Source organism: Lacihabitans lacunae, assembly GCF_042649125.1.
Classification (GTDB): domain Bacteria; phylum Bacteroidota; class Bacteroidia; order Cytophagales; family Spirosomataceae; genus Leadbetterella; species Leadbetterella lacunae.
In genome coordinates this window covers 4,881,151-4,904,536 of record NZ_JBHRYQ010000001.1, presented here as the reverse complement: position 1 = coordinate 4,904,536, position 23,386 = coordinate 4,881,151, and the positions used below count along the sequence as shown (strand labels likewise).

Here is a 23,386-nt window from a genome sequence, read left to right as displayed (position 1 = left end):
TAAATCCTGAACCTTTTGGAGTGCAAATACGTATTATTATTCAACGCATATTTACCAAGTTTTTAATGTTGGGCTATATTTGTCAATCTTCCTCAAAAAGTACATTTACCTTAAGTCAAATCGATTTAAAGGAAGATAACTTACTTATTTGGGACAAGCTTCTGCCCGATAACCATCACCTAAAAAGTGATAAAATAAATTTCTATAAAGAGAATACCTCCGTAGAAAGTTTAACTTTTATTGTTTGGGATAAAAAAGAGCAAATTGCGGCTATTTACCTACAAAAAAGCAAATTCCCTTTAAATCAAATAAAGATTTCGGACCTAAGAATATCACTATTAGAGCTATTTACGAAGTGCGATGAAAACCTAAGTTGCTCATTAGACGTATTGGTTTGTGGTAATATTTTCAAATCTAACCAAGAAGGTTTTTATATAAAAGAAGGCTATTGCAGAGTTCAGATATTTGAAGCTTTGGTCGAGTTTTTAGAACAAAACGAAAAAACGAAAAACTTTGCGGGTTTATTGGTAAAAGAATGCGATGCCCCTTTTGATATAAGCAAAAAACTTATTCCTTTTAGTCAAGATATCAGCATGCAAATGTGCATTGACCCGAGTTGGAAAAACATGGGTGACTACGCTTCGGTTTTAGACAAAAAATATAGATCGAGATACAAAAAAATAATAGCGAAATTTGATTCTTTAACTTTTACAGAATTAAATATTGAAGACATAAAACTTCACCAAAAACGCATTTACGAGCTCTATTTGGAGGTTTTGCAAAATCAAACGGTAAAACTTGGCGAAATAAAACCCACATATTTTTTAGAATTAAAGAAGCTACTAGGAGACAATCTGCAAGTTTTTGGTGTGTTTAAATATGAAAAATTAATCGCTTTTTCTACGCATATATTTTCAGGAAATGGCCAAATGGAAATTCATTATATTGGGATAGATTATACGGAAAACGAAAACTATAATCTGTACTTCAATATCCTCTATTTTGGACTTAGCGAAGCTATTAATAAACACCAAAACAAAATAGAATTAGGTAGAACAGCCGAAGTCGCCAAGTCGAGCATGGGAGCTAAACCTGTTAAAAAGCTTAATTATTTATACTTCAAAAAGCACATTTACAAACTGAGTTTTAAACTTTGGATTGAAAAACTAATCGGAAGCAATAACGCCGAACAGGAATTCAGAAATCCTTTTAGCTCAGCTACTAAACAATCAGTTTAAGTTTTTAATCAAAACAGCATCTTTCAGCACCAAAGCGGCGGTTTCACAGCTCGAAACCGTGGTTTCTTCAAAAGCAGTATCGGTATTAAGCATAAAATACATATTAGAAGTATGTATATATATATCTTTTAGCAATTGATTTTGAATACTGCACAGTCCAAACTCTGCTCTTTTATTATTCGTTTCTTCCTCACTCAATATTACTTTACTCGTATTTTTTAAATACACCTCAAACTCCCTTCCACTTTGGTCACAATCTGAGCGGTTTTCTATGTTTACTTTTATTAAAACTTTGTTGCTTCTATGAATACCCACATTATAATTTTGCAAGGTATTTGCCACTTCAGGAAGTATTTTTCCATTTTTAAGTCCTTCCAATATTTGATTTTTAATTTCTAAATTTTCTTTTACTACAGGCCTAGGCAAATCCATATTAAGTCGAAATGACATCGGCATCAAATACCATCTAAGAAAATCGGCTTGTGTATTAAAAATTAAATCTAGGTTTCTATCATAATTCAAGATATACCGCTTAACTCTTTTTGAAGGTAAGTTCGCACTATTATTGGTAGCTGCGAATAATAACTCTTCAGAAACAAATCCGTGTTTTTCTAAAATTTCAAAAAACTCATTTTCTTTTTCTTCTAAAACTACTTTTAATGAATCATTAAATACCTTGAAATCACTCTTTATTAAACTAGTGTCTGTGTAATAGTTTATTTTTTTATTTGTAAAATATAAAGAATCTGAAAACATTTTTGGATCGTAATCTTTTACTTTTATTTGGACTTTTTTCCCATTTATTATATATGGGAAAGTACTTGTCTCCTCTTCCAAATGATATTGCAAAATGCTTAAACTATCAAATTTTGTCCAAATTTCGTTCTGATTTGCTTCCTTTGACACCTCAAAAACCTGCTGATAAAAGGGTTTATAGTCGTACCACCAAGAGCCAAACATGGTGCCAATTGGCTTTTTTTCTAAAAATTCGGCAGGCACTCCTTTTTTTGCAAGTTTAATCAAATACTTTTTTGCTCCTTCGGGGTCTTTTTGCAACAGTTTTGCGGCAGAAGCATTATACAAATCCTTGGCAAAAACAGAGCCTTTGACTTTAAAAGCTTCATTGTATGAATTAACGGCCGCGATATAATCGCCTTTTACGAGTTCATTTTCTGCTTTGTTTGTATACGGATAATAATCAACTCGATAATCAATTTGAGAAAAAGATACGCACGGAATAAAAAGAAAGAAGAGTAGTGTTTTCATTATAAAGGATTTAGGCTTTTTCTGATTTAGGTATTTCCAATAAAAATAAGCTACAATTGGCTTATTCACAAAAGAATATATATTTTTAACAATTCATTATATATACCCTATCTTTTACTTTTAAGTCATGAAACTTTCTCACGAACTCATCGATACCTTTTATTCTGCTTTTCAAAAAAAAGACAGTGAAACCATGAAGGGCTGTTACCTGTCAGAAGCAACTTTTAACGACGAAGTCTTTAAAAACCTAAACGGTTATCAAGCTGGTAAAATGTGGGAAATGCTCCTAAAAAATGGCAAAGACATGCAAATGGTTTATGAAATTACAGATGATAACGTAGCGTTTCCCAAAGCAAAATGGACGGCAACATATACGTTCTCAAAAACTGGCCGAAAAGTAGTGAATGTAATCTATGCAGAATTCGTCATAAAAGACGGTAAAATTTTGACCCATACAGACTCTTTTGATTTTCACAGGTGGGCCAAGCAGGCGTTTGGGCCTATGGGAATTTTGTTGGGCTGGACGGGATTTTTCAAAACCAAAATTCAAAAAACAGTTAGCCAAACTTTGGAAAACTACATTACCAAACACCCCTAATTATCTCAAATAATAGAGTTTTAACATTTCTAAGTTTTCCTCATTCCCCATTCTTAGCCAAACATACTGACTGTCTATTATTCTATCGGGCGATACAAATATGCGGGTAGATTTGGTTAATGCATCAAAATACGAATCCGAATTACTATTTTGCCCCAATACATTTTTACTTAAAAAAACCAACGAAACTTGGTAATTGAAGCCTTTGGTTAGACCAGAAGTAACCTTTTTGATATCATATTTGCCTACATATTTGGTCCCTTGGTATTTTCCATAAAACTCACCAGAATCAAAATCCATTACAAAATAATTATTAGCTCTTTTGTATTTTTTAGAAAACTTACTCAGGTTTTGTTCCGGCGAAACCGACACCAGTTTGTATTTGTCAATGGGCATAGAAATGACCGGATGTGTGGCTTTCTTTTGACAAGAAATAAAAAACAGAAAGGAAATTATTATTAAATATCGCATGAGGATTCTTTTAGATAGAGTTGATTTCCGTTTAGTTCAAAATCATACACATATTCAAAATCTCGCATGGCATTAACAAAGGCTATTTTAGAAAAAAGCTTTAAATCATCTACCTTAATGCTCTTTTCCTCAATTTTTCCACTATTTAAAAGTGATTTTCTTTTTACTCCCTCAAACAAGCATTCCATAGGCGTATACCATTTTTGATTATCAAAAAAAACGATATTGCTGTAAGAAGCATCGCTCAAAAGTCCATTTTTCACAAAAATAACATCGTCAAAATCTACATTTCCGTGCATTGGTTTTTCTAAATCAGCTCTATTGGTAGACTTAAATGCATAACTGATGGTATCGTTTTCTACTAGTTTTACTTGTTTATGCTTTTTAACTTTATAGGCATCAAAACTAACGCTAATTAACTCATAATCATATATTACCTTAACTTTAAACAAACCCGTCTTTATGCCATTGGGCACATTCAGTACTGACTTTAGGTCTATTTTTTCGGCATTAGGGAAGTGCTTCTGCATAGTTCTGTCTACCCGTTTCTGATGCAAGTCCAGCAAATAAAACTCACCGTCTTGCCATTTTATACTTTCAAAAAACTGGGACATATATTTTGTGAATTAATTCTTGGTATTCTTTTTCAGCCACACTTTGGTGGGTTATTCCGCCGCCACTTTTGTAAACCAAGCCTTGTTTTTGATTTTCAATAAAACGAATCATAACCGAGGAAGTAAAGCTTTCTCCATCAAAAATACCAAAAACACCGGTATAAAACCCTCTTTCGCCATTCTTATATGTGCTTTTTTCTGCAGCGGCTATTATTTCAACGGTCTTGGCTTTGGGTGCTCCTGTGATAGAACCCGCGGGTAACAATTCCATAAACCAGTCGCCCATGTTTGATTTCCAATCGGTTGGCAGTTGCCCACTCACCTCAGAACTAACCTGATACAAGCCTTCGCCGTTTTGTTTTTTTATAAAATCTAAATATCTAAAACGCTCCACCCATACTTTATCGCAGATTTTACTCAAATCATTTCGTATCAAATCTACTATGGTGGTGTGTTCGTGATATTCTTTGGGTGCCAATAGTTCAGTAGAACCTGCCTCAAATTCTTTGGCGGTGAGTGTTCCCTTCATTGGGAAAGAAGAAATAACTCCCTCAGGATTTACCGATGCAAAGCTTTCGGGAGAAAAACACACAAACTGATCTTTTACCCAAAGTTTATATTTAGCTTTTGCATGAAAAATAACTTCTTCTAAGCCCATATTTAAAGTAATCGGCGTTTCGACGGTTAGGTTGGTCAGGAAACTATTGCCCAACAAAAGCTCGTTTTTAACACGATCAAATGCAGATTTGTAGATTTCAAAATCCACGGGATGCGGAATAATCGCAGATTTTACAATTAATTCTTTTTCCGCGAAATTTTGTAATTGAATATATGCATCCTTTACCTGAAATCGAATGTCTTCCTCTTTGATATTCGAAAGTTCGGATACGTAACACTGCTCGGTTTTGTAATCCATAAAAAACAAAAAAGGACAAGCAAGTTGTCCTAATTTGTTCATTTTATTTTTTGCAGAAATCTTATCCAACATCCAAAGTTTGGTTTAAGTGTAAGCCTCAACAGGCTCGCAAGCACATATTAGGTTACGGTCGCCAAAGGCTGAGTCAATTCTACTCACCGATGGCCAAAACTTATTAAATTTCAATCCTTCAAAAGGAAACGCTGCTTTTTCTCTGCTGTATGGTTTCTCCCAACTGTCAGTTAACACTACTCGCATAGTATGCGGTGCATTTACCAATACGTTGTCTTCTTTCGGATAAATACCATTTTCTATTTCTGTTATTTCTTCTCTAATTGCTATCAGAGCATCACAAAACTTATCTAATTCTGCTTTTGACTCAGACTCGGTTGGCTCTATCATAAGCGTACCCGCCACTGGGAATGAAACCGTAGGAGCATGAAATCCATAATCCATCAAACGTTTTGCTATGTCTTCTACCTCTACTCCCGCAGACATTTTAAACGGACGGCAATCCACAATCATTTCGTGTGCACATCTTCCAGTTTTACCCGTATATAATATATTGAAGTGCTTCTCTAATCTTGCTTTGATGTAGTTGGCGTTAAAAATCGCAAGTTTAGTTGCATTTTCTAGTCCTTCAGTTCCCATCATAGCTATGTATGCATACGAAATTGGCAATATACTCGCACTGCCCCATGGTGCAGCCGAAATACCGTGAATGGCTTGTTCTCCCCCGGTTTTCACCACAGCATTACCAGGCAAAAATGGTGCAAGGTCTTTCACTACTCCGATTGGTCCCATACCAGGGCCACCGCCTCCGTGAGGGATACAGAAAGTCTTGTGTAAGTTAAGGTGACACACGTCAGCTCCGATTTTACCAGGAGAAGTTAAGCCTACTTGGGCATTCATATTTGCTCCATCCATATACACTCTACCGCCATTGGCATGAATGATATCACAAATCTCGATGATGGTTTCTTCGAAAACTCCGTGGGTAGACGGATACGTAACCATTAAACAAGATAAGTCATTTACGTGCAACTCAGCTTTAGCTTTTAAGTCAGCCACATCTATATTTCCTCTTTCGTCACATTTTACTACTACCACTTTCATACCGGCCATAACAGCAGAAGCAGGATTGGTACCGTGGGCTGACGAAGGAATAAGTGCTATATTTCTGTGCGTATCGCCATTGTTGTCGTGATATGCTTTGATAACCATCAAACCTGCAAGCTCACCTTGTGCACCTGAGTTAGGTTGTAAAGACACTTGATCAAAACCCGTGATTTCAGAAAGCCACAGCTCTAAGTCTTCAAACATTTGGGCGTATCCTTTTATCTGACTTGCTGGAGCAAACGGATGCAAAGCACCAAACTCAGGCCACGTAACTGGAATCATTTCAGCCGTAGCGTTTAATTTCATGGTGCAGCTTCCTAAGGAAATCATAGAATGAACCAACGACAGATCCTTACTTTCTAATGACTTCAAATAACGAAGCATCTCGTGCTCAGTATGATAACTATTAAAAACAGCATGCTCCATAAACGAACTTACCCTTTTTAATTCTGGATTTATTTCTACCTCAACTTCATGTTTAAGATTCATTACCAAATCCTCTCCCCTTGCTTCAGCAAAAATCTCTAATAAGAGACCTACATCTTCTAGAGTTTTAGTTTGGTCAAAAGAAATACTTACGTCTTCAGTGCCATGATATCTTAAATTAACACCTTTAGCCTCTGCTATTTCTTTAATTTTAGTGTTATCTAAAACATCTAAAGTTATGGTATCAAAATAATTTTGGGTCAAAACTCTAAAATCAAGACCTTGAATAGCATTTGCAAAATATTGCGTTAAGCCGTTTATTTTGGTGGCTATTTGCTTTAAACCTTCTGGTCCGTGATATATACAATATGCTGCCGACATTACCGAAAGTAAAACCTGGGCCGTACATATATTTGAAGTTGCCTTCTCTCTTCTTATGTGCTGTTCTCTGGTTTGCAAAGCCATCCTTAGTGCTCTATTACCTTCAGCATCAATCGACTGACCGATGATCCTTCCTGGAATCTGTCTTTTAAACTCATCTTTAGTTGCAAAAAACGCAGCATGAGGACCACCAAAGCCCATAGGCACACCCAATCTTTGTGATGTACCGATAACAACGTCAGCACCCATAGAGGCTGGCGTTTTATATAAGGTAAGAGAAAGTAAATCTACTCCGATACACAGCTTAATGTCATTTGCATGTAAAGTTTCTGCTAAATCCGAGAAATCGATTATTTCACCCAATGTATTTGGATTCTGAACCATAGCACCAAAAACTGGTGTATTCACAAAATCAAAAGTAGCATGATCGCCCACCACCACTTCTATCTCAAGCGGATTTGCTCTTCCTTTGATTACATCAATAACTTGTGGATGACAAAGCTCCGAAACGAAAAACACGTTAGCGTTTTTCTTCGCTCCTTTTCTGATGCTAAAAAACATAGACATAGCTTCAGCTGCAGCAGTGGCTTCGTCTAAAAGCGAAGCATTAGCTATTTCCATTCCTGTAAGGTCAATCACAATAGTTTGGAAATTTAGAAGCATTTCGAGTCTTCCTTGAGCTATTTCAGCTTGATAAGGCGTATAAGCCGTATACCAAGCCGGATTTTCCAAAATGTTTCTAAGGATCACATTGGGAACAACCGTGTCATAATATCCTGTACCGATAAAGGTCTTATAGGATTTATTTTGCTGCCCCATTGCTTTCATTTTAGCCAAAAGCTCAGTTTCACTCAAAGCCAACGGCAATAAAAGCGGAGCGTCTAGTCTAATATTGGCAGGAACAGTTTCGTCGATTAATTGGTCTATGCTTTCTACACCGATTGTAGCACACATATCCGAAATTTCTTGTGAGCTTTTACCGTGGTGTCTCTGCTCAAACTTTTCATTAGTAGTAAGATTAACTTTCATTCAGTTTCGTTGATTTCAAATGAGTTGCAAAAATACGAATTATAATCACTTGTTAAAACAAAATGTTTTAAGCTAATTTGTTAAAACAAACTAATTTTTATGAAACAACTAAGCCTCTCGGTTTTTGCACTATTGGTCCTCAACGGCTTTAACTCACAAGCCCAAGTAGAAAAATATGCAGAAACACTAAAAGAAGACGACCTCAAACGCCACCTCACCTACATTTCTTCAGACGAAATGGAAGGTAGAGACACGGGCTCTAAGGGTCAAAAAAAAGTGGGACAGTACATTGAAAGCCATTTCAAAGCACTTGACCTAAAGCCAATAGCCCCTCAAAAAGACGGTTCATTGGGTTATCAGCAATATTTCAACCTTTACAAATCAGGGTGGAAAGAATCTTATGTGATTATTAATGGCAAAAAGAAGGTTTTTTTTAAAGATTACTACCCGGTTGGTTTGGTAAATATACCCGAAGAAAAAGCCATTGAGACTGTTTTTGTAGGTTATGGAATAAAAAACGAAAACTACAATGATTACAAAGGTTTAAAAGTAAAAGACAAAGCCGTAATATTTTTAGAAGGAAGCCCAAATGACCCTACCAATAAGCTGAAACTTACCGCTTCTGACTGGACAGGCACAAACGGAACTAAGCAAAAAGCAAAAATTGCAGAATTGATGGGTGCGTCTTTTGTTTTTGAAGTCTCAGCAGCAGAAGCCGAAAAGTTTAAAACTTTAGGGGCAGAAAGAAAAGCCGTTTTGTCGAGATTTAATAGAATGGCTCTAAAGCAATCTGAGAAAGGAAATGAGGCTACCCCTATGCCTACGTTTGTTATATCAGAGGAAATGGCGGTTCAAATGCTTGACACCAAACTTAAAAACCTGACTAAATACAAAGAGTCGCTTTCTTTAAAAACCTTGAAGTCTAAAAAGAAAACTTCTATAAAAATAAAATCAGAACGTGGCGAAGATCTCGTAGAAACTTCAAATATCATGGGTTTCATGGAAGGAACCGACCAAAAAGATGAAGTAATAGTGGTTTCGGCACATTATGACCATGTAGGCATAGATGACAAAGGCCAGATATACAACGGTGCAGATGATGACGGCTCGGGCACCACAGCGGTATTAGAATTAGCTGAAGCTTTTGCAAAAGCCAAAGCAGATGGGAACGGACCAAAAAGAAGCATTTTGTTTTTATTAGTCACTGGCGAAGAAAAAGGACTTTTGGGTTCTCGGTATTTTACGGATGTGGACCCAATTGTTCCATTAAATAAAATTATGTGCGACATAAACATCGACATGATTGGCCGAATAGACAAAAAACACGCGAATAATGAAAACTATGTTTATGTGATTGGATCAGACAAATTGTCTTCAGAATTACACCAAATAAGCGAAGAAGCAAACAAGAAATCGATGAACTTAGAGTTGGATTATGAGTTTAATGACCCGAAAGATCCTAACAGATTTTATTACCGTTCAGACCATTACAATTTTGCAAAAAATAATATACCTGTTGTTTTCTACTTTACCGGCGTACACGAAGATTACCATAAACCAACCGATGATGTTGAAAAAATTATGTTCCCAAAGTACAACAAAATTGTAAAAGTTATATTTTATACAATTTGGGATTTAGGTAACAGAACTAAAAAAATAGTCGTAGATAGTAATAAGCAATAAAAAATTTCAATTTTAAGTAAAGGCAAATTATAATTTGCTTTTAATGACAAAAAGAAGAACAAAAGCAATAAGTTATTCATTTTAAGCCCTTCACCCAAAGAAAAAGCTGACATAACATAGATAAAACCCTTTTTATGGTGTCTTAGGTGGATTATTTTTCAGAAAAATATGCTTGAAATAATTTTAACTTTAAATGTTTTTAATTAGAATTGCCATAGAATTGATGTAAAAAAAATTAACATTGTTTCTAAAATCTTGATTTAATTCAAAAATTTACTAAAATTTAATCATTTTTCAAAAACCCTAAAAATTTTCTAATCAAATGGAAAAAAAGACTAAAGCACCTGCAGCTAAGGCGGCAAAAAAATCGACAGGAGTAAATCCTGCAATTGTTATTCCAATTATCATGGTAGTAGCATTTTGTATTTATCAATTTATTCTAGGTCAACCAAGCAACTTTGAAGATCCTGAAACAATGCACCAACCTAAAAACTTTTTGGGTATCATTTACTCAGGAGGTATCATTGTACCATTCTTGATCACGTTTATGTTGACAGTATTAGTTTTTTCTATTGAGCGTTTTATCACGCTAGGAAAAGCAAGTGGATCGGGAGATCTTGATGGTTTTGTTAAAAAAATCAGAACACTTTTAGATCAAAACAACATTGCTGATGCAATGAAAGAGTGTGAAAAACAAAAAGGAACTGTAGGTAATGTAACTAGAACTGCATTAGAGAAATATTCTCAACTACAAGGAGATTCGGCTTTGAACAAAGAGCAAAAACTTGCTGCTTTACAGAAAGAAATCGAAGAGGCAACTTCATTAGAGCTTCCAATGCTTGAGAAAAACCTTACTATCCTTTCTACATTAGCTTCGGTATCTACGTTAGTAGCCCTACTTGGAACTGTACTTGGTATGATCAAATCATTCTTTGCACTAGGTGAAGGTGGTGGTGCTCCAGATGCATCTGCTCTTGCAAAAGGTATTGCTGAGGCCCTAATTAACACAGGTCTTGGTATTGGTACTTCAGCTATCGCCATCATGGTATACAACTACTTTACTGCATCTATCGATACGCTAACATACAAAATTGACGAAATTGGTATGAGCCTTCAGCAAAATTTTGCATCTCATAACTAATTCCTATGTATTCAATCGTTAATCTTAAAACTTTAGAAAATAGATGGCAGCAGTAAAACCAAAAAGACACGGACCGGCGATGGATATGACCGCCATGTGTGATGTGGCGTTCTTGTTACTTACTTTCTTTATCATGACTACACAGTTCAAGAGTCAAGAGACAGTAACCATCCAAACTCCTTCTTCGGTATCGAAATTTATCGTTGAAGAAAAAAATATAGGTACAATTTCAATCGATGGCGTAGGCCAGTACTACTTCGGTATTACTGACGCTCAAGAAAGAATGGCATTTATCAATGCTCTTAACACAAAAGAGAACATTGGCCTTTCAACTGGTGAAATGAACGAATTCTCGAAAATTGCCGAGATTGGTGTATCTAAAGATGGACTTAAATCTTACCTAGGCCTAAGCCCAGGAGATAGAGAAAGAGTTAAAGTAAAAGGAATCCCTTGTGATTCAGTTAATACAGAATTAGTAGAGTGGGTAAAAACTTATATGGAGTCAAATCCTTCGGGAAGCTTGGCTATTAGAGGTGACGTTAAAACTAACTACCCTGCCGTGAAAATTCTGTTTGATGAGTTGGGTAAAGCAAAACTTTACAAGTTTAAACTTATTACCAAAGGTGAGTAATCGCCCCTAACCAAAAACTAAGCAATGGCAGAAATACAAGAAAAGGACAGCGGTGGTAAAGGCGGAAAAGTAAGGTCGAAAAAAGGCGGCGGAAAACCAGATATGACACCCATGGTGGATTTGGGCTTCCTTCTTATTACCTTCTTTATGTTTACCACCACGTTTAGCAAGCCTAACATGATGAAGCTAAACATGCCCGAAAAAGACGACGATAAAAAGGAGCAAGAAACCAGTGAAATAAAAGAATCAAATACCATTTCAATTGTAATGGGAGAAGATGACAGAATTTTCTGGTATCAAAAAGGTGTAAGCGATGTAACAGCAGCTGATTTAAAAGAAACAGATTACTCAGCAACTGGAATCAGAGCGGACATTAACGCTAAGAAATTGGCAGCACTTGATTCTTCAAAGTTTACGATCATTATAAAACCAACAGACAAAGCTACTTTCAAAAACACAGTAGATATTTTGGATGAAATGGAAATAACTGGTAATAGACTTTATGCAATCGTAGATCTTCAGCCGCAAGAAATTGCAGCTTATGAAGAAAAAATAAAAACTCCGAAAGGAGGAAATTAAAACTAAGGTTAAACATTATTATCATGAGTAACAAACCAGAAAAAGTGACCTTAGATGACATGGTATTTGAGAACCGTAACAAAGAATACGGTGCATACTATCTAAGGAAAAACTATAAGAGCTACATAAACAGAGCTCTACTTATAGGTGGAAGTATCTTTTTACTTCTTTTTGGTGGTGCTTATACATATCAAAATTATATACTTCCAAATCTTCCAAAAGACAATTTGACGGAAGTAGAGATTGATTTGTCGAAAATTCAAGAAGCTCCACCTGAGGAACTTCCTGACTTGCCGCCACCACCACCGCCACCACCAGTGGAACCACCACCAGAGGTAGCACAAATTAAATTCTTACCTCCTGAGCCTAAAAAGGATGAAGAGGTAGTAATAGAGGAGCCACCACCACCTGCAGAGAAAATCGAAAAGGCGGTAATATCTAATAAAACTGTAAAAGGTGTAGAAGTAGTGGATGCATTTATTCCACCTCCCCCACCAGAGGAAGTTAAAATAGTGGCTATCGAAAAACCAAAAGAAGAGGAAATCTTTACAGCCGTGGAGCAAAACCCAGAGTTTCCGGGCGGAACTTCAGAGATGTACAAATACCTTGGACAAAACATCAAATATCCAGCTGCCGCTCAAAGAGCCAACGTATCGGGTAGAGTATTTGTTAAGTTCGTTGTAGAGAAAGACGGTTCAATTGGTAAAGTAGAGGTTCTAAAAGGTATCGGATTTGGTTGTGACGAAGAAGCGATCAGAGTCATCAAATCAATGCCAAAATGGAATCCAGGTCGTCAAAATGGTAAAAACGTAAGGGTATTTTATAACATGCCTGTAGTATACAAATTAGACTAATGGATTTTGAAACTCTAATAAGCAAACTTAGGGATGCTCTAATGCTCGCAATTGGAATCGTATACGCAGTATGCGGTTTCTATGTAATCAAACTAGAGTGGTTTCTAACAAAGCTTGACAGCGAAATAGCATGGATCTTAGGAATAATTCTGATAGCCTATGGTTTATTTAGAGTTTACAGAGCCATCCAAATAATAAAAAAAGGAGTGTCGTAAGACATTCCTTTTTTTTATCCTTTTCATCCACAAAAGCAACAACCAAAAACGCTATCCACTCCCATTCCTTAGTTTTCAAAGAACTACCTGACATTACTTCTTTTTATCTCAGAATAATAATCTCCTTTTCGAAATACATTTAGTTTAAATACCTGTAAGACTAACTCAAGCCTTCTTGAAATTATAAATATTTACATTAACTAAAAATTTAGTTTAAAATATTTTGATAACTAAAAAATTAGTTTTAAGTTTAGTAAAGTTTCCCGGGACTCCTTATTTATAAAACAAAAGGCATCGCTTTAATGGCATCGCCTTGAATAAACAATTTAAACTTATACTAAAATGGGAGCATTAAATGAAATCATTTTCGAAAACCGTAATAAAGAATACGGGGCTTACAAACTACGTGAGGAGTATTCTTTATACTTAAAAAAAGCCTTACTTACAGGCTTGGGTATATTCATACTGTTATTTGGTGGAGCGTTTACTTATTTAAAATATGGAAAAGTAAAAGCTTTAGATATTGACGAAGGGACAACAATTGACTTAACACCTGAACCAAAAACACCAGAAAAGCCAAAAGAGATAATAACACCCCCACCAGCAAAACTTGAAGAGCCTGAGCCTCAGAATCAAATCAAGTTTTTGCCCCCAGAGGCCAAAATAGATGAGTCCGTTATAAACGAAACCCCACCTCCTGGACCCGAAGAAATGGAGAAAGCGATAATTTCGGACAAAACGATTAAAGGTGAAGAGGTGACATCCGTTTTTGCAATACCCCCTGCCCCAATCGAAACCAAAATCATTAACATTGACCAACCGATGGACGACAAGCCTTTTACGGCAGTAGAACAAATGCCTGATTTTCCGGGTGGGCTAACAGAACTGTATAAATTTTTAAACGCGAATATTAACTATCCTTCAGCTGCTCAAAAATCGAACACAAGTGGCAGAGTGGTGGTGAACTTCGTGGTAAATGAAGATGGGACTATTTCAAACTTAAAGCTCCTAAAAGGCATAGGCTTTGGATGCGATGAGGAATCGTATAGAGTAATAAAGAAAATGTCCAAATGGAATCCAGGCAAACAAAACGGCAAAGCAGTTAAGGTTTATTACTCGCTACCAATACTATTTAAATTAGAATAAAAGCACTTCACCCAACACTAAAAATTCGCCAAATTTCACCTAAATGTGTTGGGTGATTATTATCACAGAAGCGTTAATTGAGTTGAACCAAAAATATATTGATTAGGTTAAATCCTTATAAATATAAAAAAAATGACAAAATACATCATATACCTTTTTACCCTAATTAGTGTTGCGGCATGTAACACCTCAACTCAAAGCGAACCTTCAATATATGAAGGAACAGTAAACATCGCAGTAGACGAATCTTTAAAGCCTATAATGGAGGCTCAAATAGCGGCTTATATAACACATTATCCGAAAGCTAAATTTATCCCAACCTATACCTCAGAGCAAAAAGCTATTAATGATTTGTTTAAGGATTCTGTAACCATAGCGGTAACCACTAGAGCTTTTAATGAAAATGAAATGAAAGTTTTAAAGTCAAGAGAAATCAGATACATTGAGACTAGAATGGCAATAGACGCTGTGGTATTAATCGTAAACAAAAACTCAAGCGATAGCACACTAACCCTTGAGCAAATCAAAACCTACTTAACTGACAAAAACTCGAAGAAGAAATTAGTTTTTGATAGAGCAAACTCAAGTAATTTGAGCATTTTAATGGATAAGCTAAACATCAAAGAAATTAATACTGACAATATTTTTTCTGCCGATGGAAATTTAAATGTGATAGAAAGCGTAGAGAAAAACCCAAATCTTATTGGCTTTATTGGTTATAACTGGATAAGTGATGTAAATGACAAGGCATCAATGGACCGTAAAAACCGAATTAAGGTTCTGGGTGTGGCCGTTAATAAAGACAGTAATGCTTATAAACCGACATTTAAAAACTTAAAAGCCAGAAACTACCCTTTAGAAAGATTTATTTTCTTACACAGTATGAAAAAAGATTGGGGAGTAGAAAATGGTTTTATCAGGTTTAGTTGTTCGAAAATAGGCCAGTTAGTCACAGAAAAAATGGAACTAGTACCTTTCTATATTATTCCGAAGGAATTTATATTGAACACCAAGCCCATTGGTGAATAATTAGTTGGAGGGCTTTAGAATTGTTAACATTTTGTTAGTAATCTTCAAGCAAAGAGCTGCGTCTAATGGTAAAGTGCAAAATATTATTGAAGAATTGACTTTTTCAATCAAACAAAAACAGTTAAATTGCACCTTTTAATTAAATCAATTCAAACGTATAACCTTATTACTTGTAGAGAGAAAATGATGAAAAAGATGAAAAATTTTGCCTTGATATTAGGAATAACAGGCCTAATATCATTTACTACAAAGGCCCAAACCATTGAAGAGGCAATAAAGCACCTTGATGCTGAAAGATACACTGCTGCCACAAAAGCTTTTAATCATTTGGCAGAAACTAGTCCAAACGCTACGACTCTATTTTACAAAGGTTATTCGATCTTAAAGAGTCCAGAAGGAGTTACACCTCAAAGTTTGAAATTAGCTGAGGAAGCTTTTCAAGCTGGTGACGCTACTGAAAAAAGAGGAGATGCACTTTGCCAAGTAGGTTTAGGTATGGTTAAATTAGCCAACAAAGACTTCGCTGGAGCTAAGGCTATCTTTGATGAAGTAAAAAAATCAACTAAATCTAAAAATACAGATGTACTTTTTAGAATTGGTGAGGCTTATACTATGTTCCCTAATGCTACTGACCCTGCAGAGGCAATAATGAATATCGATTTAGCTTTAGAAAAATCTAAAGTAAAAGATAATCCTGAGTATTACATGGCAAAATCGGATGCTTACCTTATTAAAAACGAAGGAGGAGATGCGATGAACGCTCTTCAAAATGCAGAAAGAATTGGCGGAAGCAAACTAGGTAAAATCTATGAGAAAATGGCACGAGTATGGTTACAAGGCCGTAACTATAAAGAAGCTAGTGAAGTAATAGATAAAGGAATTGCAGCTGACCCAACTCACGCTCCAATTTATAAATATCAAAGTTCGTTTTTACAAACAATGGGTAAATATGGCGAGTCTGCAAAAGCGGCTAGAAAATACCTTGACAATTCAGATGGAGATTGTAAAGCTAAACTTCGTTACGCTAAACTTGCTTTCGTGGCAAAAGATTTTGATAGCGTAAAGAAAATGGTAGAAGAAATAAAAGCATGTAGCTCTGACCCATACGTATACCGTATGCAGGGTATCATAAACTTTGAAGAGAAAAAACCTGAGGAGGCAATTACTGAATTAAGGAAATTCATCGAGAAAGTACCAGCTGACGAAAACCCAGCATTAGACTATGGATACATTGGCAGATCATACATGATTATGCCAGGTGAAGGTGATGCTAAAAAGATGACTGACTCACTAGGTATTTTAAATATCGAAAAAGCGGTTCAGTTAGGAGATACTACTTTCAACTACTACCAAGATCTATTCTCGACATTTGTAGCTCGTAGAGACTATGCTAATGCAGCAAAATACTCTGAGAAAGCAACACTTGCTAAAAAAGATGCGAACGCAGCAGACTATGCTACAGTAGGAACATATTACAGTGCTGCTCAAAATTGGAATAAAGCAGATGAGTATATAGACAAAGCATTGGCTGAGTACAAAGGATTATGGCCAGACGGCTATGCTTTAAGTGCTAGAGTTAAAACGTACAAAAATTCTGGAGATTCAACCTTCTCAGCAAATTACTCTGTAGCTCCTATATATGAGAAATACCTTTCTCTTTTAGATGATGCAGCTAAAGCTGAAAAGAAAAACAACAGAAACGTATCTGAAGCATATACATATCTTGCAGGTAAAGAGTTTTTAATAAATAAAGACGTAAACAAGGCGATTGCTTTAATTGAAGAATTATTGAAATTTGATCCTGAAAACGAAAAAGCCAAAGCACAGTTATTAGCAATAAAAACAAGTGCAGGTTTAATAAAGGAAACACCTTAATTTTAAGATAATTGATTTAAATAAAGCCCGATTTTCAATCGGGCTTTATTTTTTGTTTTAAAACTAAACTTTCTGCTCTATATTTGCCTCAATGTAAACCTACTTTAAATCAATATGTTTAATCTTGTGATTTTTGGCCCTCCAGGTGCCGGAAAAGGAACTCAATCCGAAAAAATAATTGAGAAATACCAACTAGCACATATTTCAACAGGAGATATGTTTAGAATGCACATTTCGAATGATACTGAACTTGGTCAAAAAGTCAAACAAATTTTAGCAGATGGCTTATTGGTACCTGATTCGGTAACTATAGAAATGCTGGAAGATGAAGTTAGTCGAAATCCAGATGCTAAAGGATTCATATTTGATGGTTTTCCTAGGACGGTACCTCAAGCAGAAGCATTAGATGCGTTTTTAAAAGGTAAAGGCTATAAGATAGATTTAGTATTACAACTAGATGTAAATCAAGAAGTAATAACTGAAAGGATTGCAGAGAGACAAAAAATAAGCGGAAGAGCAGATGACGACGCTTCTAAGCTGATTAAGCGAATAGACGAGTATTTCTCAAAGACTATTCACGTTTTACCTTATTATCAAAACCAAGATAAGGTTGTGAAAATTAACGGAATCGGTAAGATTAACGATATTTTTGAAAACATAAGTAACGCCATCGACACTAGCATGGCATAAACTACCTTTAGATATTAGAAAATAGCCTTAGATAACTCTGAGGCTATTTTTTTATAAAGTCATACACCGCTACATGCCCATTTCCGCCAGAAACGAAACACTTATTGGAAACACAATCAATAACATGAAGGGGTATTTTACTTAGACTCGTAATTTGATTATTTCTAAAAACTAACAACCCTTGTAAACTTGCGAGGATTAACTCACCCTCGAAAACGCGGTCTACTGACTCAATAAGCCCCAGCCCTTTGTAGTTTTCTGTCCAAGTTCTACCACCATCTGTAGTGGTAGAAATTAACAAATTTTGATTTTCAGATGGTAAATAATCACCTCCAACTGCCACACCATCTTTGTCATTAAAAAAATGAGTGCCAAAAATACCAACACTACTCCCACTTTCAAATGGCGTATCTCTTACTTCCCAAGACTTACCCTTGTTTTTTGAAATAAAAACCCTGTTTTGGGTATTAAACCAAACACATTTTTTATAGGTGGAAATACATGAATTACTTGCCGCAAAAGATGCTTCTCCTTTTAAAATGTCAGGTAAATCATCAATTCTATTCCAGGTTTTACCACCATCTTTAGTTTTTAAAAGAAATGGTTTAGCATCAATAGCATCACCCAAAACAAAACCTTCTTTAGCATTAATGAATTTTATAGAATCAAAGAAAACGCCTTTGTCAGATAAGTAAAAAGTTTTTTGCCAGGTTATGCCACTATCAGTTGAAACTAACAAAAATGCTTTGCCCTCTTCTGCCAAACCGGCACTCATAGCTATTATTTTTTTTGAATTAAAAACGTAGATGCCTCTAAAATCATACGCGGCATAAGCTTCCGGACAAAGATTTTGAAAAGAAAGCCCTCCATCTAAAGATCTATAAATAGAACCTTTGCTACCGGATAACCAAATTTCTTGGGAAGACAATGCTTGTAAGGCTCGAATAGAAGCTTTATTTGGCAATTGGCTTGAGCTTATAAGATTTTGAGCAAAAAGAATTTTAAAAGAAAAAAGCAAACAGAAAGTAATAGATATTTTCATTCGAATTGGATGGTAAATCATTATTCGAAAATAAAGAAAAAATGCATAAGGATTAGTATTTTTGCAGGATGTTTAAAAAAATAAGCTTTTTACTCATATTACTCCTTTCGGCGTCAATACTTGCATTTTCACAAAATGGTCAAGTAAAGATCACTATTTCGGATGACCTAAAATCAATTGATGATGACCTTGAAATAGTCGTACAAATACAGAATACAGACAAATATGATGTAGGTGAGTTTCCCGTAATAAACGGTTTCAAAAAAACTACTCGACAAATTAAGCATAGCAAAATTAGAGTAGATGGTAAAAGGATACCCCAACATCAAATTACACAACTTTATAAACCCGAAAAAAACGGGGTATTCACTATTTATGCTTTCGAGATTTTAGTAAATCAAAAAGAACTAAAAGTAGAACAGAAAAAAATAAAGGTTGGAAATGACATAATCAAAGAAGTTGAAAAAGCTGAGTTTTTGCTAGAAACAAACAAACAAGAAGTATATGTTGGGGAAGGCATAAAAGTAAGTTTAGGCTTTTATTTGTCAAAAAACACAACCGCAGATTGGCAGTTTTCAGAAGATTTAGGAAATCAAGTTGAAGAATTCGCTAAGAAAATAAAACCAAAAGATTGTTTAGAAAGCAGATTGCAGATTTCGAACATCCTAGGAAAAGAGTTATCTATAAATGGTTCTCCTTATACGTATTATAAGCTTTTCGAAACCGTTTTTTATCCCTTAAATAATACGGACCTAAAACTCCCTGAGCTAAAGTTGGTAATGAAAAAACTAAAAAATGGAGAATGGGAAGCCGAACAATTGACATCAAGAAGTAAAACCATAAAAGTAAAAGAGCTTCCTCCTCACCCACTCAAAGAAAAACTTCCGGTAGGCGTTTTTAGAATTGAAGAAAAACTTAAAAATCAAGACCAATACACTGGTAACTCATTTGAATACAACATTCGAGTTATAGGCGAAGGGAATTTTAGTACCGTAAACTTAGGAGAGGTTTCAAATACCAATCAGTTTGATTTTTTCTTGAATAACATAAAGGCGAATCAAAACAAAGGTGCAGTGAGCGGTGTAAAAGACTTTAATTACAAAATAGTACCCAAAGACACTGGAAGTTTTTCTTTAGGACCCTATTTTAGTTTGATTTATTTTAATACCACCAAAAAAAACTACGATACACTTTTTGCAAAAAAACAAGTAAAGGTGTTAGGAGAATCTCTCAAAACACAAAATAAAGTAGTAAACGATATTTATTATAACATAGAAAATTTAAAAACAGACAAAAAGACGGTAAATTTGAAGAAAATTTCGAAAAACCTCGGCAATATCCTTGTTGTGGTATTGTTTGTTTTGTTTTTATATATCCTCAAAAAAAGAAATTAATGAGTAGTACTTACGGAAAAATATTTAAAATATCTACTTTCGGAGAATCACACGGACGTGCTGTGGGTGTAGTAATAGACGGATGTCCGGCTGGAGTAAAATTTGATTCAGAATTTATCCAAAACGAACTTGACAGAAGAAAGCCAGGACAATCGAGAATAACCACCCAAAGGAAAGAAGCGGATAGCTTCGAGGTGCTTTCGGGAGTTTTTGAAGATTTTACCACCGGCACACCTATCGCCCTGGTGATATTTAACGAAGACCAAAGAAGTAAAGATTACGGCCATATTGCCGACAAATTTAGACCTTCTCATGCAGACTTTACCTACCATGTGAAATATGGAGTTAGAGACTACAGAGGCGGCGGAAGGTCGTCTGCTCGTGAAACCGCAGCCCGAGTAGCGGCAGGTGCCGTGGCCAAACTTGTTTTAAAGAGTTTGGGCGTTGAAATATATTCGTATGTTTCTCAGGTGGGTGAAATGACTTTAGAAAAAAAATATCAAGACTTAGATCTGAACTTGATAGACAGTAATGCCGTTAGGTGCCCTGATGCTGAAATGGCAGATAAAATGTTTAATTACATAGACGAAGTCAGAAAACAAGGTGACTCTATAGGCGGTATAATAACGGGAGTACTAAAAAATGTACCTGCAGGCTGGGGAGAGCCAGTTTTTGACAGACTGCATGCTGAACTTGGGAAATCAATGTTAAGTATAAATGCTGTGAAAGGATTTGAATATGGAAGCGGATTTGAAGGTGTAAAAATGAGAGGCTCCGCACATAACGACGATTTCTTTATAGACGAAAACGGTGTGGTAAAAACAAAAACTAATAATTCGGGTGGAATACAGGGCGGAATATCAAACGGAGAAGATATATACTTCAAAGTGGCATTTAAACCCGTAGCCACCATCATGAAAGACCAAGACAGCGTAAACGAAGCAGGTGAGAAAGTTACGGTATCGGGCAAGGGAAGACACGACCCTTGTGTGTTACCTCGAGCGGTACCTATTGTAGATGCTATGTCGGCTTTAGTGCTTGTAGACTTTATGCTTAGAGCAAGAACAAATAAATAAAAAAGGGAGGCGACGCCTCCCTTTTTCATAATAACTATTTTTGTTTTTAAACAAACTCACTCAATTCTAGCCATCTAAGTTCTTTCATTTCAAGGTCTGCAATTATATCTTCTAGTTTTTTAGAAATTTCGGCAATCTCGTCAAAAGCAGTATCTCCGCTCGAAAGCTGTTCGGTTAACTTAACCTTCTTAGCCTCAAGTTCTGCCACTTCTTTTTCTAATATTTCAAACTCTTTCAACTCTTTGAAGCTAAGCTTTCTTTTCGCCTCTTTTGGTGTTTCTATAATCACCTCAGGCTCTACCACAGCTTCTTTTTGACCTTTGGTCTTTTTGTTTGCTGAAGCTTGCTCATCTACCCAAAGTCTATAATCTGTGTAGTTTCCAGGAAAATCTTTGATTACGCCATCCCCTTCAAAGGCAAACGTATGATCCACGATTCTATCTAAGAAATATCTATCGTGAGAAACCACAAGCAAACACCCACCATAACTCATTAAGAAATCTTCTAAAACATTTAGTGTTGCTATGTCTAAATCATTGGTAGGCTCATCGAGAATTAAGAAATTGGGATTTTCTACCAAAACCTTCAAAAGCTGTAGCCTGCGTTTCTCACCACCCGAAAGTTTAGCTATTGGGCTATACTGGGTTGCTGGAGGAAATAAAAACAACGTTAAAAAAGCTGATATGCTGATTTCTCTCCCATCTGCCATTTTAATAAATTCGGCAACTTCTCTTACGTTTTCTATTACTTTTTCGTCTGGGTTAAAAACCAAACCGTCTTGTTTGTAATACCCAATTTTAATGGTATCACCTTTTACTACTTTACCTATATCGGGCTTGATTTCGCCATTTATTAAGCCAAGCAAAGTTGATTTACCCATTCCGTTTTTACCAACTATACCGATTCTATCTCCTTTCTTAAATGTATAATCAAACTCTTTGATGAGCATTTTATCATTATAAGACTTAGAGACATGTTGGATTTCGATAATTTTATTACCAATACGCTCCGATTTCATCGAAAGTTCAAGCTTTTCTTCTTTCTTTTGGTTAGAGGTACGTTCTTTTAAATCGTAAAAAGCGTTTTCTCTATACGTGGCTTTATGGGTTCTAGCTTTTGGCTGCCTACGCATCCATTCCAGTTCTTTCTTAAGCAAACTCTTGTCTTTTTCAAGCGTAACGGCTTCTATTTCAGCTCGCTCTGCTTTTTTCTCTAAAAAATATGCATAGTTACCTACATAACGATAGATTTTTGAATCTACCAATTCCATTATACGGTTACATACTTTATCAAGGAAATATCGATCGTGAGTAACCAAAAACAACGTAGTATTACTTGAAGAAAGGTAACTCTCCAACCATTCAATAGTGGCAAGGTCAAGGTGATTGGTAGGCTCATCGAGAATCAACAAATCAGGGTCATCGATTAGGACACGAGCTAATGATACACGTTTCTGCTGCCCTCCTGAGAGCTCTCCCATTAGTTTTTCAAAATCGTGGATTCCTAACTTCCCTAAAATCACTTTAACCTTTGATTCAAAATCCCAGGCATCTAAATGTGTGATTTCGTCTGTATATTTCAAAATACCCTCAAGGTCATCTGTTTCTACGGCTTTCTCGTAGTTTTTTATGGCAGAAGTAACTTCATTGTCAGACGCAAAAATGGTTTCTAAAACAGTTTGTGTTCTCGAAAAATCAGGATTTTGGTTTAAATACCCTACCCTAATTTCTTTTCTAACACTCAAAACACCTTCATCGGGTTTTACTAAACCTGCTACCACGTCCATCAATGATGACTTCCCACATCCATTTGTTCCTATTAAGGCTACTTTTTCGCCTTGAAGAATCCCGAAAGACAAGTTCTTAAAAAGCCATCTTTCACCTAGGTTTCTACCTAAGTTTTCTGCTGATAAATAATTCATGTTGCAATTTACAACAAACCTGAGTGAAATAGATACGGTCTTATAAGCCAGA

Annotated in this window: 21 protein-coding genes; 14 read left to right on the top strand and 7 right to left on the bottom strand. The window is 35.7% G+C overall.

What is annotated here, in order from left to right; all coding sequences use genetic code 11:
- Nucleotides 1–20: 20 nt before the first annotated feature.
- Nucleotides 21–1,238 carry a hypothetical protein gene (locus ACFOOI_RS20790; protein WP_379840020.1) on the top strand — a complete coding sequence of 406 codons (1,218 nt, stop codon included), beginning with the start codon at nt 21–23 and terminating at the stop codon, nt 1,236–1,238.
- Here the strand turns inward: ACFOOI_RS20790 and ACFOOI_RS20785 are convergent.
- Complete coding sequence (locus ACFOOI_RS20785; RefSeq protein ID WP_379840019.1) at nt 1,230–2,504, bottom strand: hypothetical protein; 1,275 nt, start codon at nt 2,502–2,504, stop codon at nt 1,230–1,232. The two genes, ACFOOI_RS20790 and ACFOOI_RS20785, sit on opposite strands and share 9 nt — an antisense overlap.
- A 127-nt stretch (nt 2,505–2,631) precedes the next feature.
- Here ACFOOI_RS20785 and ACFOOI_RS20780 point away from each other — a divergent pair, with 127 nt between their 5' ends.
- Nucleotides 2,632–3,102 (top strand): nuclear transport factor 2 family protein, encoded by a 471-nt coding sequence (locus ACFOOI_RS20780; protein ID WP_379840018.1) that lies wholly within the window; start codon nt 2,632–2,634, stop codon nt 3,100–3,102.
- On the opposite strand, the gene ACFOOI_RS20775 is transcribed toward ACFOOI_RS20780, so the two are convergent.
- The 4 genes from ACFOOI_RS20775 to gcvP are packed head-to-tail and all read right to left on the bottom strand — an operon-like array spanning nt 3,103 to nt 8,058.
- Nucleotides 3,103–3,573, bottom strand: a complete 471-nt coding sequence (locus ACFOOI_RS20775) for a hypothetical protein (RefSeq protein ID WP_379840017.1) — start codon at nt 3,571–3,573, stop codon at nt 3,103–3,105.
- Nucleotides 3,561–4,187, bottom strand: coding sequence for an aminotransferase class IV (locus ACFOOI_RS20770; RefSeq protein ID WP_379840016.1), 627 nt, complete (start codon nt 4,185–4,187; stop codon nt 3,561–3,563). The genes ACFOOI_RS20775 and ACFOOI_RS20770 overlap by 13 nt, the downstream gene beginning before the upstream one ends.
- Nucleotides 4,171–5,145 (bottom strand): aminodeoxychorismate synthase component I, encoded by a 975-nt coding sequence (locus ACFOOI_RS20765; RefSeq protein WP_379840015.1) that lies wholly within the window; start codon nt 5,143–5,145, stop codon nt 4,171–4,173. The genes ACFOOI_RS20770 and ACFOOI_RS20765 overlap by 17 nt, the downstream gene beginning before the upstream one ends.
- 42 nt (nt 5,146–5,187) lie before the next feature.
- Nucleotides 5,188–8,058 carry an aminomethyl-transferring glycine dehydrogenase gene (gene gcvP, locus ACFOOI_RS20760; protein ID WP_379840014.1) on the bottom strand — a complete coding sequence of 957 codons (2,871 nt, stop codon included), beginning with the start codon at nt 8,056–8,058 and terminating at the stop codon, nt 5,188–5,190.
- A 99-nt stretch (nt 8,059–8,157) separates the two neighbouring features.
- Here gcvP and ACFOOI_RS20755 point away from each other — a divergent pair, with 99 nt between their 5' ends.
- The 10 genes from ACFOOI_RS20755 (at nt 8,158) to ACFOOI_RS20710 (ending at nt 17,901) form a co-directional block, all read left to right on the top strand.
- On the top strand, nt 8,158–9,741 hold the full coding sequence (locus tag ACFOOI_RS20755; RefSeq protein ID WP_379840013.1) for a M28 family peptidase: 1,584 nt from the start codon (nt 8,158–8,160) through the stop codon (nt 9,739–9,741).
- Nucleotides 9,742–10,063: 322 nt separating this feature from the next.
- On the top strand, nt 10,064–10,882 hold the full coding sequence (locus ACFOOI_RS20750) for a MotA/TolQ/ExbB proton channel family protein (RefSeq protein WP_379840012.1): 819 nt from the start codon (nt 10,064–10,066) through the stop codon (nt 10,880–10,882).
- A gap of 43 nt (nt 10,883–10,925) precedes the next feature.
- Complete coding sequence (locus ACFOOI_RS20745; RefSeq protein ID WP_379840011.1) at nt 10,926–11,513, top strand: ExbD/TolR family protein; 588 nt, start codon at nt 10,926–10,928, stop codon at nt 11,511–11,513.
- 24 nt (nt 11,514–11,537) lie between these two features.
- Nucleotides 11,538–12,092 (top strand): ExbD/TolR family protein, encoded by a 555-nt coding sequence (locus ACFOOI_RS20740; RefSeq protein ID WP_379840010.1) that lies wholly within the window; start codon nt 11,538–11,540, stop codon nt 12,090–12,092.
- A gap of 23 nt (nt 12,093–12,115) precedes the next feature.
- The gene (locus tag ACFOOI_RS20735; protein WP_379840009.1) at nt 12,116–12,946 is read left to right on the top strand and encodes an energy transducer TonB; all 831 of its coding nucleotides are present in this window, start codon (nt 12,116–12,118) and stop codon (nt 12,944–12,946) included.
- Nucleotides 12,946–13,161 (top strand): hypothetical protein, encoded by a 216-nt coding sequence (locus ACFOOI_RS20730; protein ID WP_379840008.1) that lies wholly within the window; start codon nt 12,946–12,948, stop codon nt 13,159–13,161. The genes ACFOOI_RS20735 and ACFOOI_RS20730 overlap by 1 nt, the downstream gene beginning before the upstream one ends.
- A gap of 342 nt (nt 13,162–13,503) precedes the next feature.
- On the top strand, nt 13,504–14,307 hold the full coding sequence (locus ACFOOI_RS20725) for an energy transducer TonB (protein WP_379840007.1): 804 nt from the start codon (nt 13,504–13,506) through the stop codon (nt 14,305–14,307).
- Nucleotides 14,308–14,439: 132 nt separating this feature from the next.
- A complete protein-coding gene (locus ACFOOI_RS20720; RefSeq protein ID WP_379840006.1) occupies nt 14,440–15,336 on the top strand; it encodes a PstS family phosphate ABC transporter substrate-binding protein in 897 nt (298 codons plus the stop codon).
- Between the two features lie 195 nt (nt 15,337–15,531).
- Nucleotides 15,532–17,211, top strand: a complete 1,680-nt coding sequence (locus ACFOOI_RS20715) for a hypothetical protein (protein WP_379840005.1) — start codon at nt 15,532–15,534, stop codon at nt 17,209–17,211.
- A gap of 114 nt (nt 17,212–17,325) precedes the next feature.
- On the top strand, nt 17,326–17,901 hold the full coding sequence (locus tag ACFOOI_RS20710) for an adenylate kinase (RefSeq protein WP_379840004.1): 576 nt from the start codon (nt 17,326–17,328) through the stop codon (nt 17,899–17,901).
- A gap of 43 nt (nt 17,902–17,944) precedes the next feature.
- On the opposite strand, the gene ACFOOI_RS20705 is transcribed toward ACFOOI_RS20710, so the two are convergent.
- Nucleotides 17,945–18,865 carry a WD40/YVTN/BNR-like repeat-containing protein gene (locus ACFOOI_RS20705; RefSeq protein WP_379840003.1) on the bottom strand — a complete coding sequence of 307 codons (921 nt, stop codon included), beginning with the start codon at nt 18,863–18,865 and terminating at the stop codon, nt 17,945–17,947.
- A gap of 146 nt (nt 18,866–19,011) precedes the next feature.
- Here ACFOOI_RS20705 and ACFOOI_RS20700 point away from each other — a divergent pair, with 146 nt between their 5' ends.
- Both ACFOOI_RS20700 and aroC read left to right on the top strand, forming a co-directional pair.
- Nucleotides 19,012–20,337 (top strand): hypothetical protein, encoded by a 1,326-nt coding sequence (locus tag ACFOOI_RS20700; RefSeq protein ID WP_379840002.1) that lies wholly within the window; start codon nt 19,012–19,014, stop codon nt 20,335–20,337.
- Nucleotides 20,337–21,413, top strand: a complete 1,077-nt coding sequence (aroC, locus tag ACFOOI_RS20695) for a chorismate synthase (protein ID WP_379840001.1) — start codon at nt 20,337–20,339, stop codon at nt 21,411–21,413. The genes ACFOOI_RS20700 and aroC overlap by 1 nt, the downstream gene beginning before the upstream one ends.
- A 46-nt stretch (nt 21,414–21,459) precedes the next feature.
- On the opposite strand, the gene ACFOOI_RS20690 is transcribed toward aroC, so the two are convergent.
- Complete coding sequence (locus tag ACFOOI_RS20690; RefSeq protein WP_379840000.1) at nt 21,460–23,334, bottom strand: ABC-F family ATP-binding cassette domain-containing protein; 1,875 nt, start codon at nt 23,332–23,334, stop codon at nt 21,460–21,462.
- Nucleotides 23,335–23,386: the final 52 nt, after the last annotated feature.

Bases quoted from the DNA above. Each gene is read 5' to 3' on its own strand.
- ACFOOI_RS20785 (WP_379840019.1), bottom strand. From the start codon at position 2,504: ATGAAAACACTACTCTTCTTTCTTTTTATTCCGTGCGTATCTTTTTCT.
- ACFOOI_RS20780 (WP_379840018.1), top strand. From the start codon at position 2,632: ATGAAACTTTCTCACGAACTCATCGATACCTTTTATTCTGCTTTTCAA.
- ACFOOI_RS20775 (WP_379840017.1), bottom strand. From the start codon at position 3,573: ATGCGATATTTAATAATAATTTCCTTTCTGTTTTTTATTTCTTGTCAA.
- ACFOOI_RS20770 (WP_379840016.1), bottom strand. From the start codon at position 4,187: ATGTCCCAGTTTTTTGAAAGTATAAAATGGCAAGACGGTGAGTTTTAT.
- ACFOOI_RS20765 (WP_379840015.1), bottom strand. From the start codon at position 5,145: ATGAACAAATTAGGACAACTTGCTTGTCCTTTTTTGTTTTTTATGGAT.
- gcvP (WP_379840014.1), bottom strand. From the start codon at position 8,058: ATGAAAGTTAATCTTACTACTAATGAAAAGTTTGAGCAGAGACACCAC.
- ACFOOI_RS20755 (WP_379840013.1), top strand. From the start codon at position 8,158: ATGAAACAACTAAGCCTCTCGGTTTTTGCACTATTGGTCCTCAACGGC.
- ACFOOI_RS20750 (WP_379840012.1), top strand. From the start codon at position 10,064: ATGGAAAAAAAGACTAAAGCACCTGCAGCTAAGGCGGCAAAAAAATCG.
- ACFOOI_RS20745 (WP_379840011.1), top strand. From the start codon at position 10,926: ATGGCAGCAGTAAAACCAAAAAGACACGGACCGGCGATGGATATGACC.
- ACFOOI_RS20740 (WP_379840010.1), top strand. From the start codon at position 11,538: ATGGCAGAAATACAAGAAAAGGACAGCGGTGGTAAAGGCGGAAAAGTA.
- ACFOOI_RS20735 (WP_379840009.1), top strand. From the start codon at position 12,116: ATGAGTAACAAACCAGAAAAAGTGACCTTAGATGACATGGTATTTGAG.
- ACFOOI_RS20730 (WP_379840008.1), top strand. From the start codon at position 12,946: ATGGATTTTGAAACTCTAATAAGCAAACTTAGGGATGCTCTAATGCTC.
- ACFOOI_RS20725 (WP_379840007.1), top strand. From the start codon at position 13,504: ATGGGAGCATTAAATGAAATCATTTTCGAAAACCGTAATAAAGAATAC.
- ACFOOI_RS20720 (WP_379840006.1), top strand. From the start codon at position 14,440: ATGACAAAATACATCATATACCTTTTTACCCTAATTAGTGTTGCGGCA.
- ACFOOI_RS20715 (WP_379840005.1), top strand. From the start codon at position 15,532: ATGAAAAATTTTGCCTTGATATTAGGAATAACAGGCCTAATATCATTT.
- ACFOOI_RS20710 (WP_379840004.1), top strand. From the start codon at position 17,326: ATGTTTAATCTTGTGATTTTTGGCCCTCCAGGTGCCGGAAAAGGAACT.
- ACFOOI_RS20700 (WP_379840002.1), top strand. From the start codon at position 19,012: ATGTTTAAAAAAATAAGCTTTTTACTCATATTACTCCTTTCGGCGTCA.
- aroC (WP_379840001.1), top strand. From the start codon at position 20,337: ATGAGTAGTACTTACGGAAAAATATTTAAAATATCTACTTTCGGAGAA.
- ACFOOI_RS20690 (WP_379840000.1), bottom strand. From the start codon at position 23,334: ATGAATTATTTATCAGCAGAAAACTTAGGTAGAAACCTAGGTGAAAGA.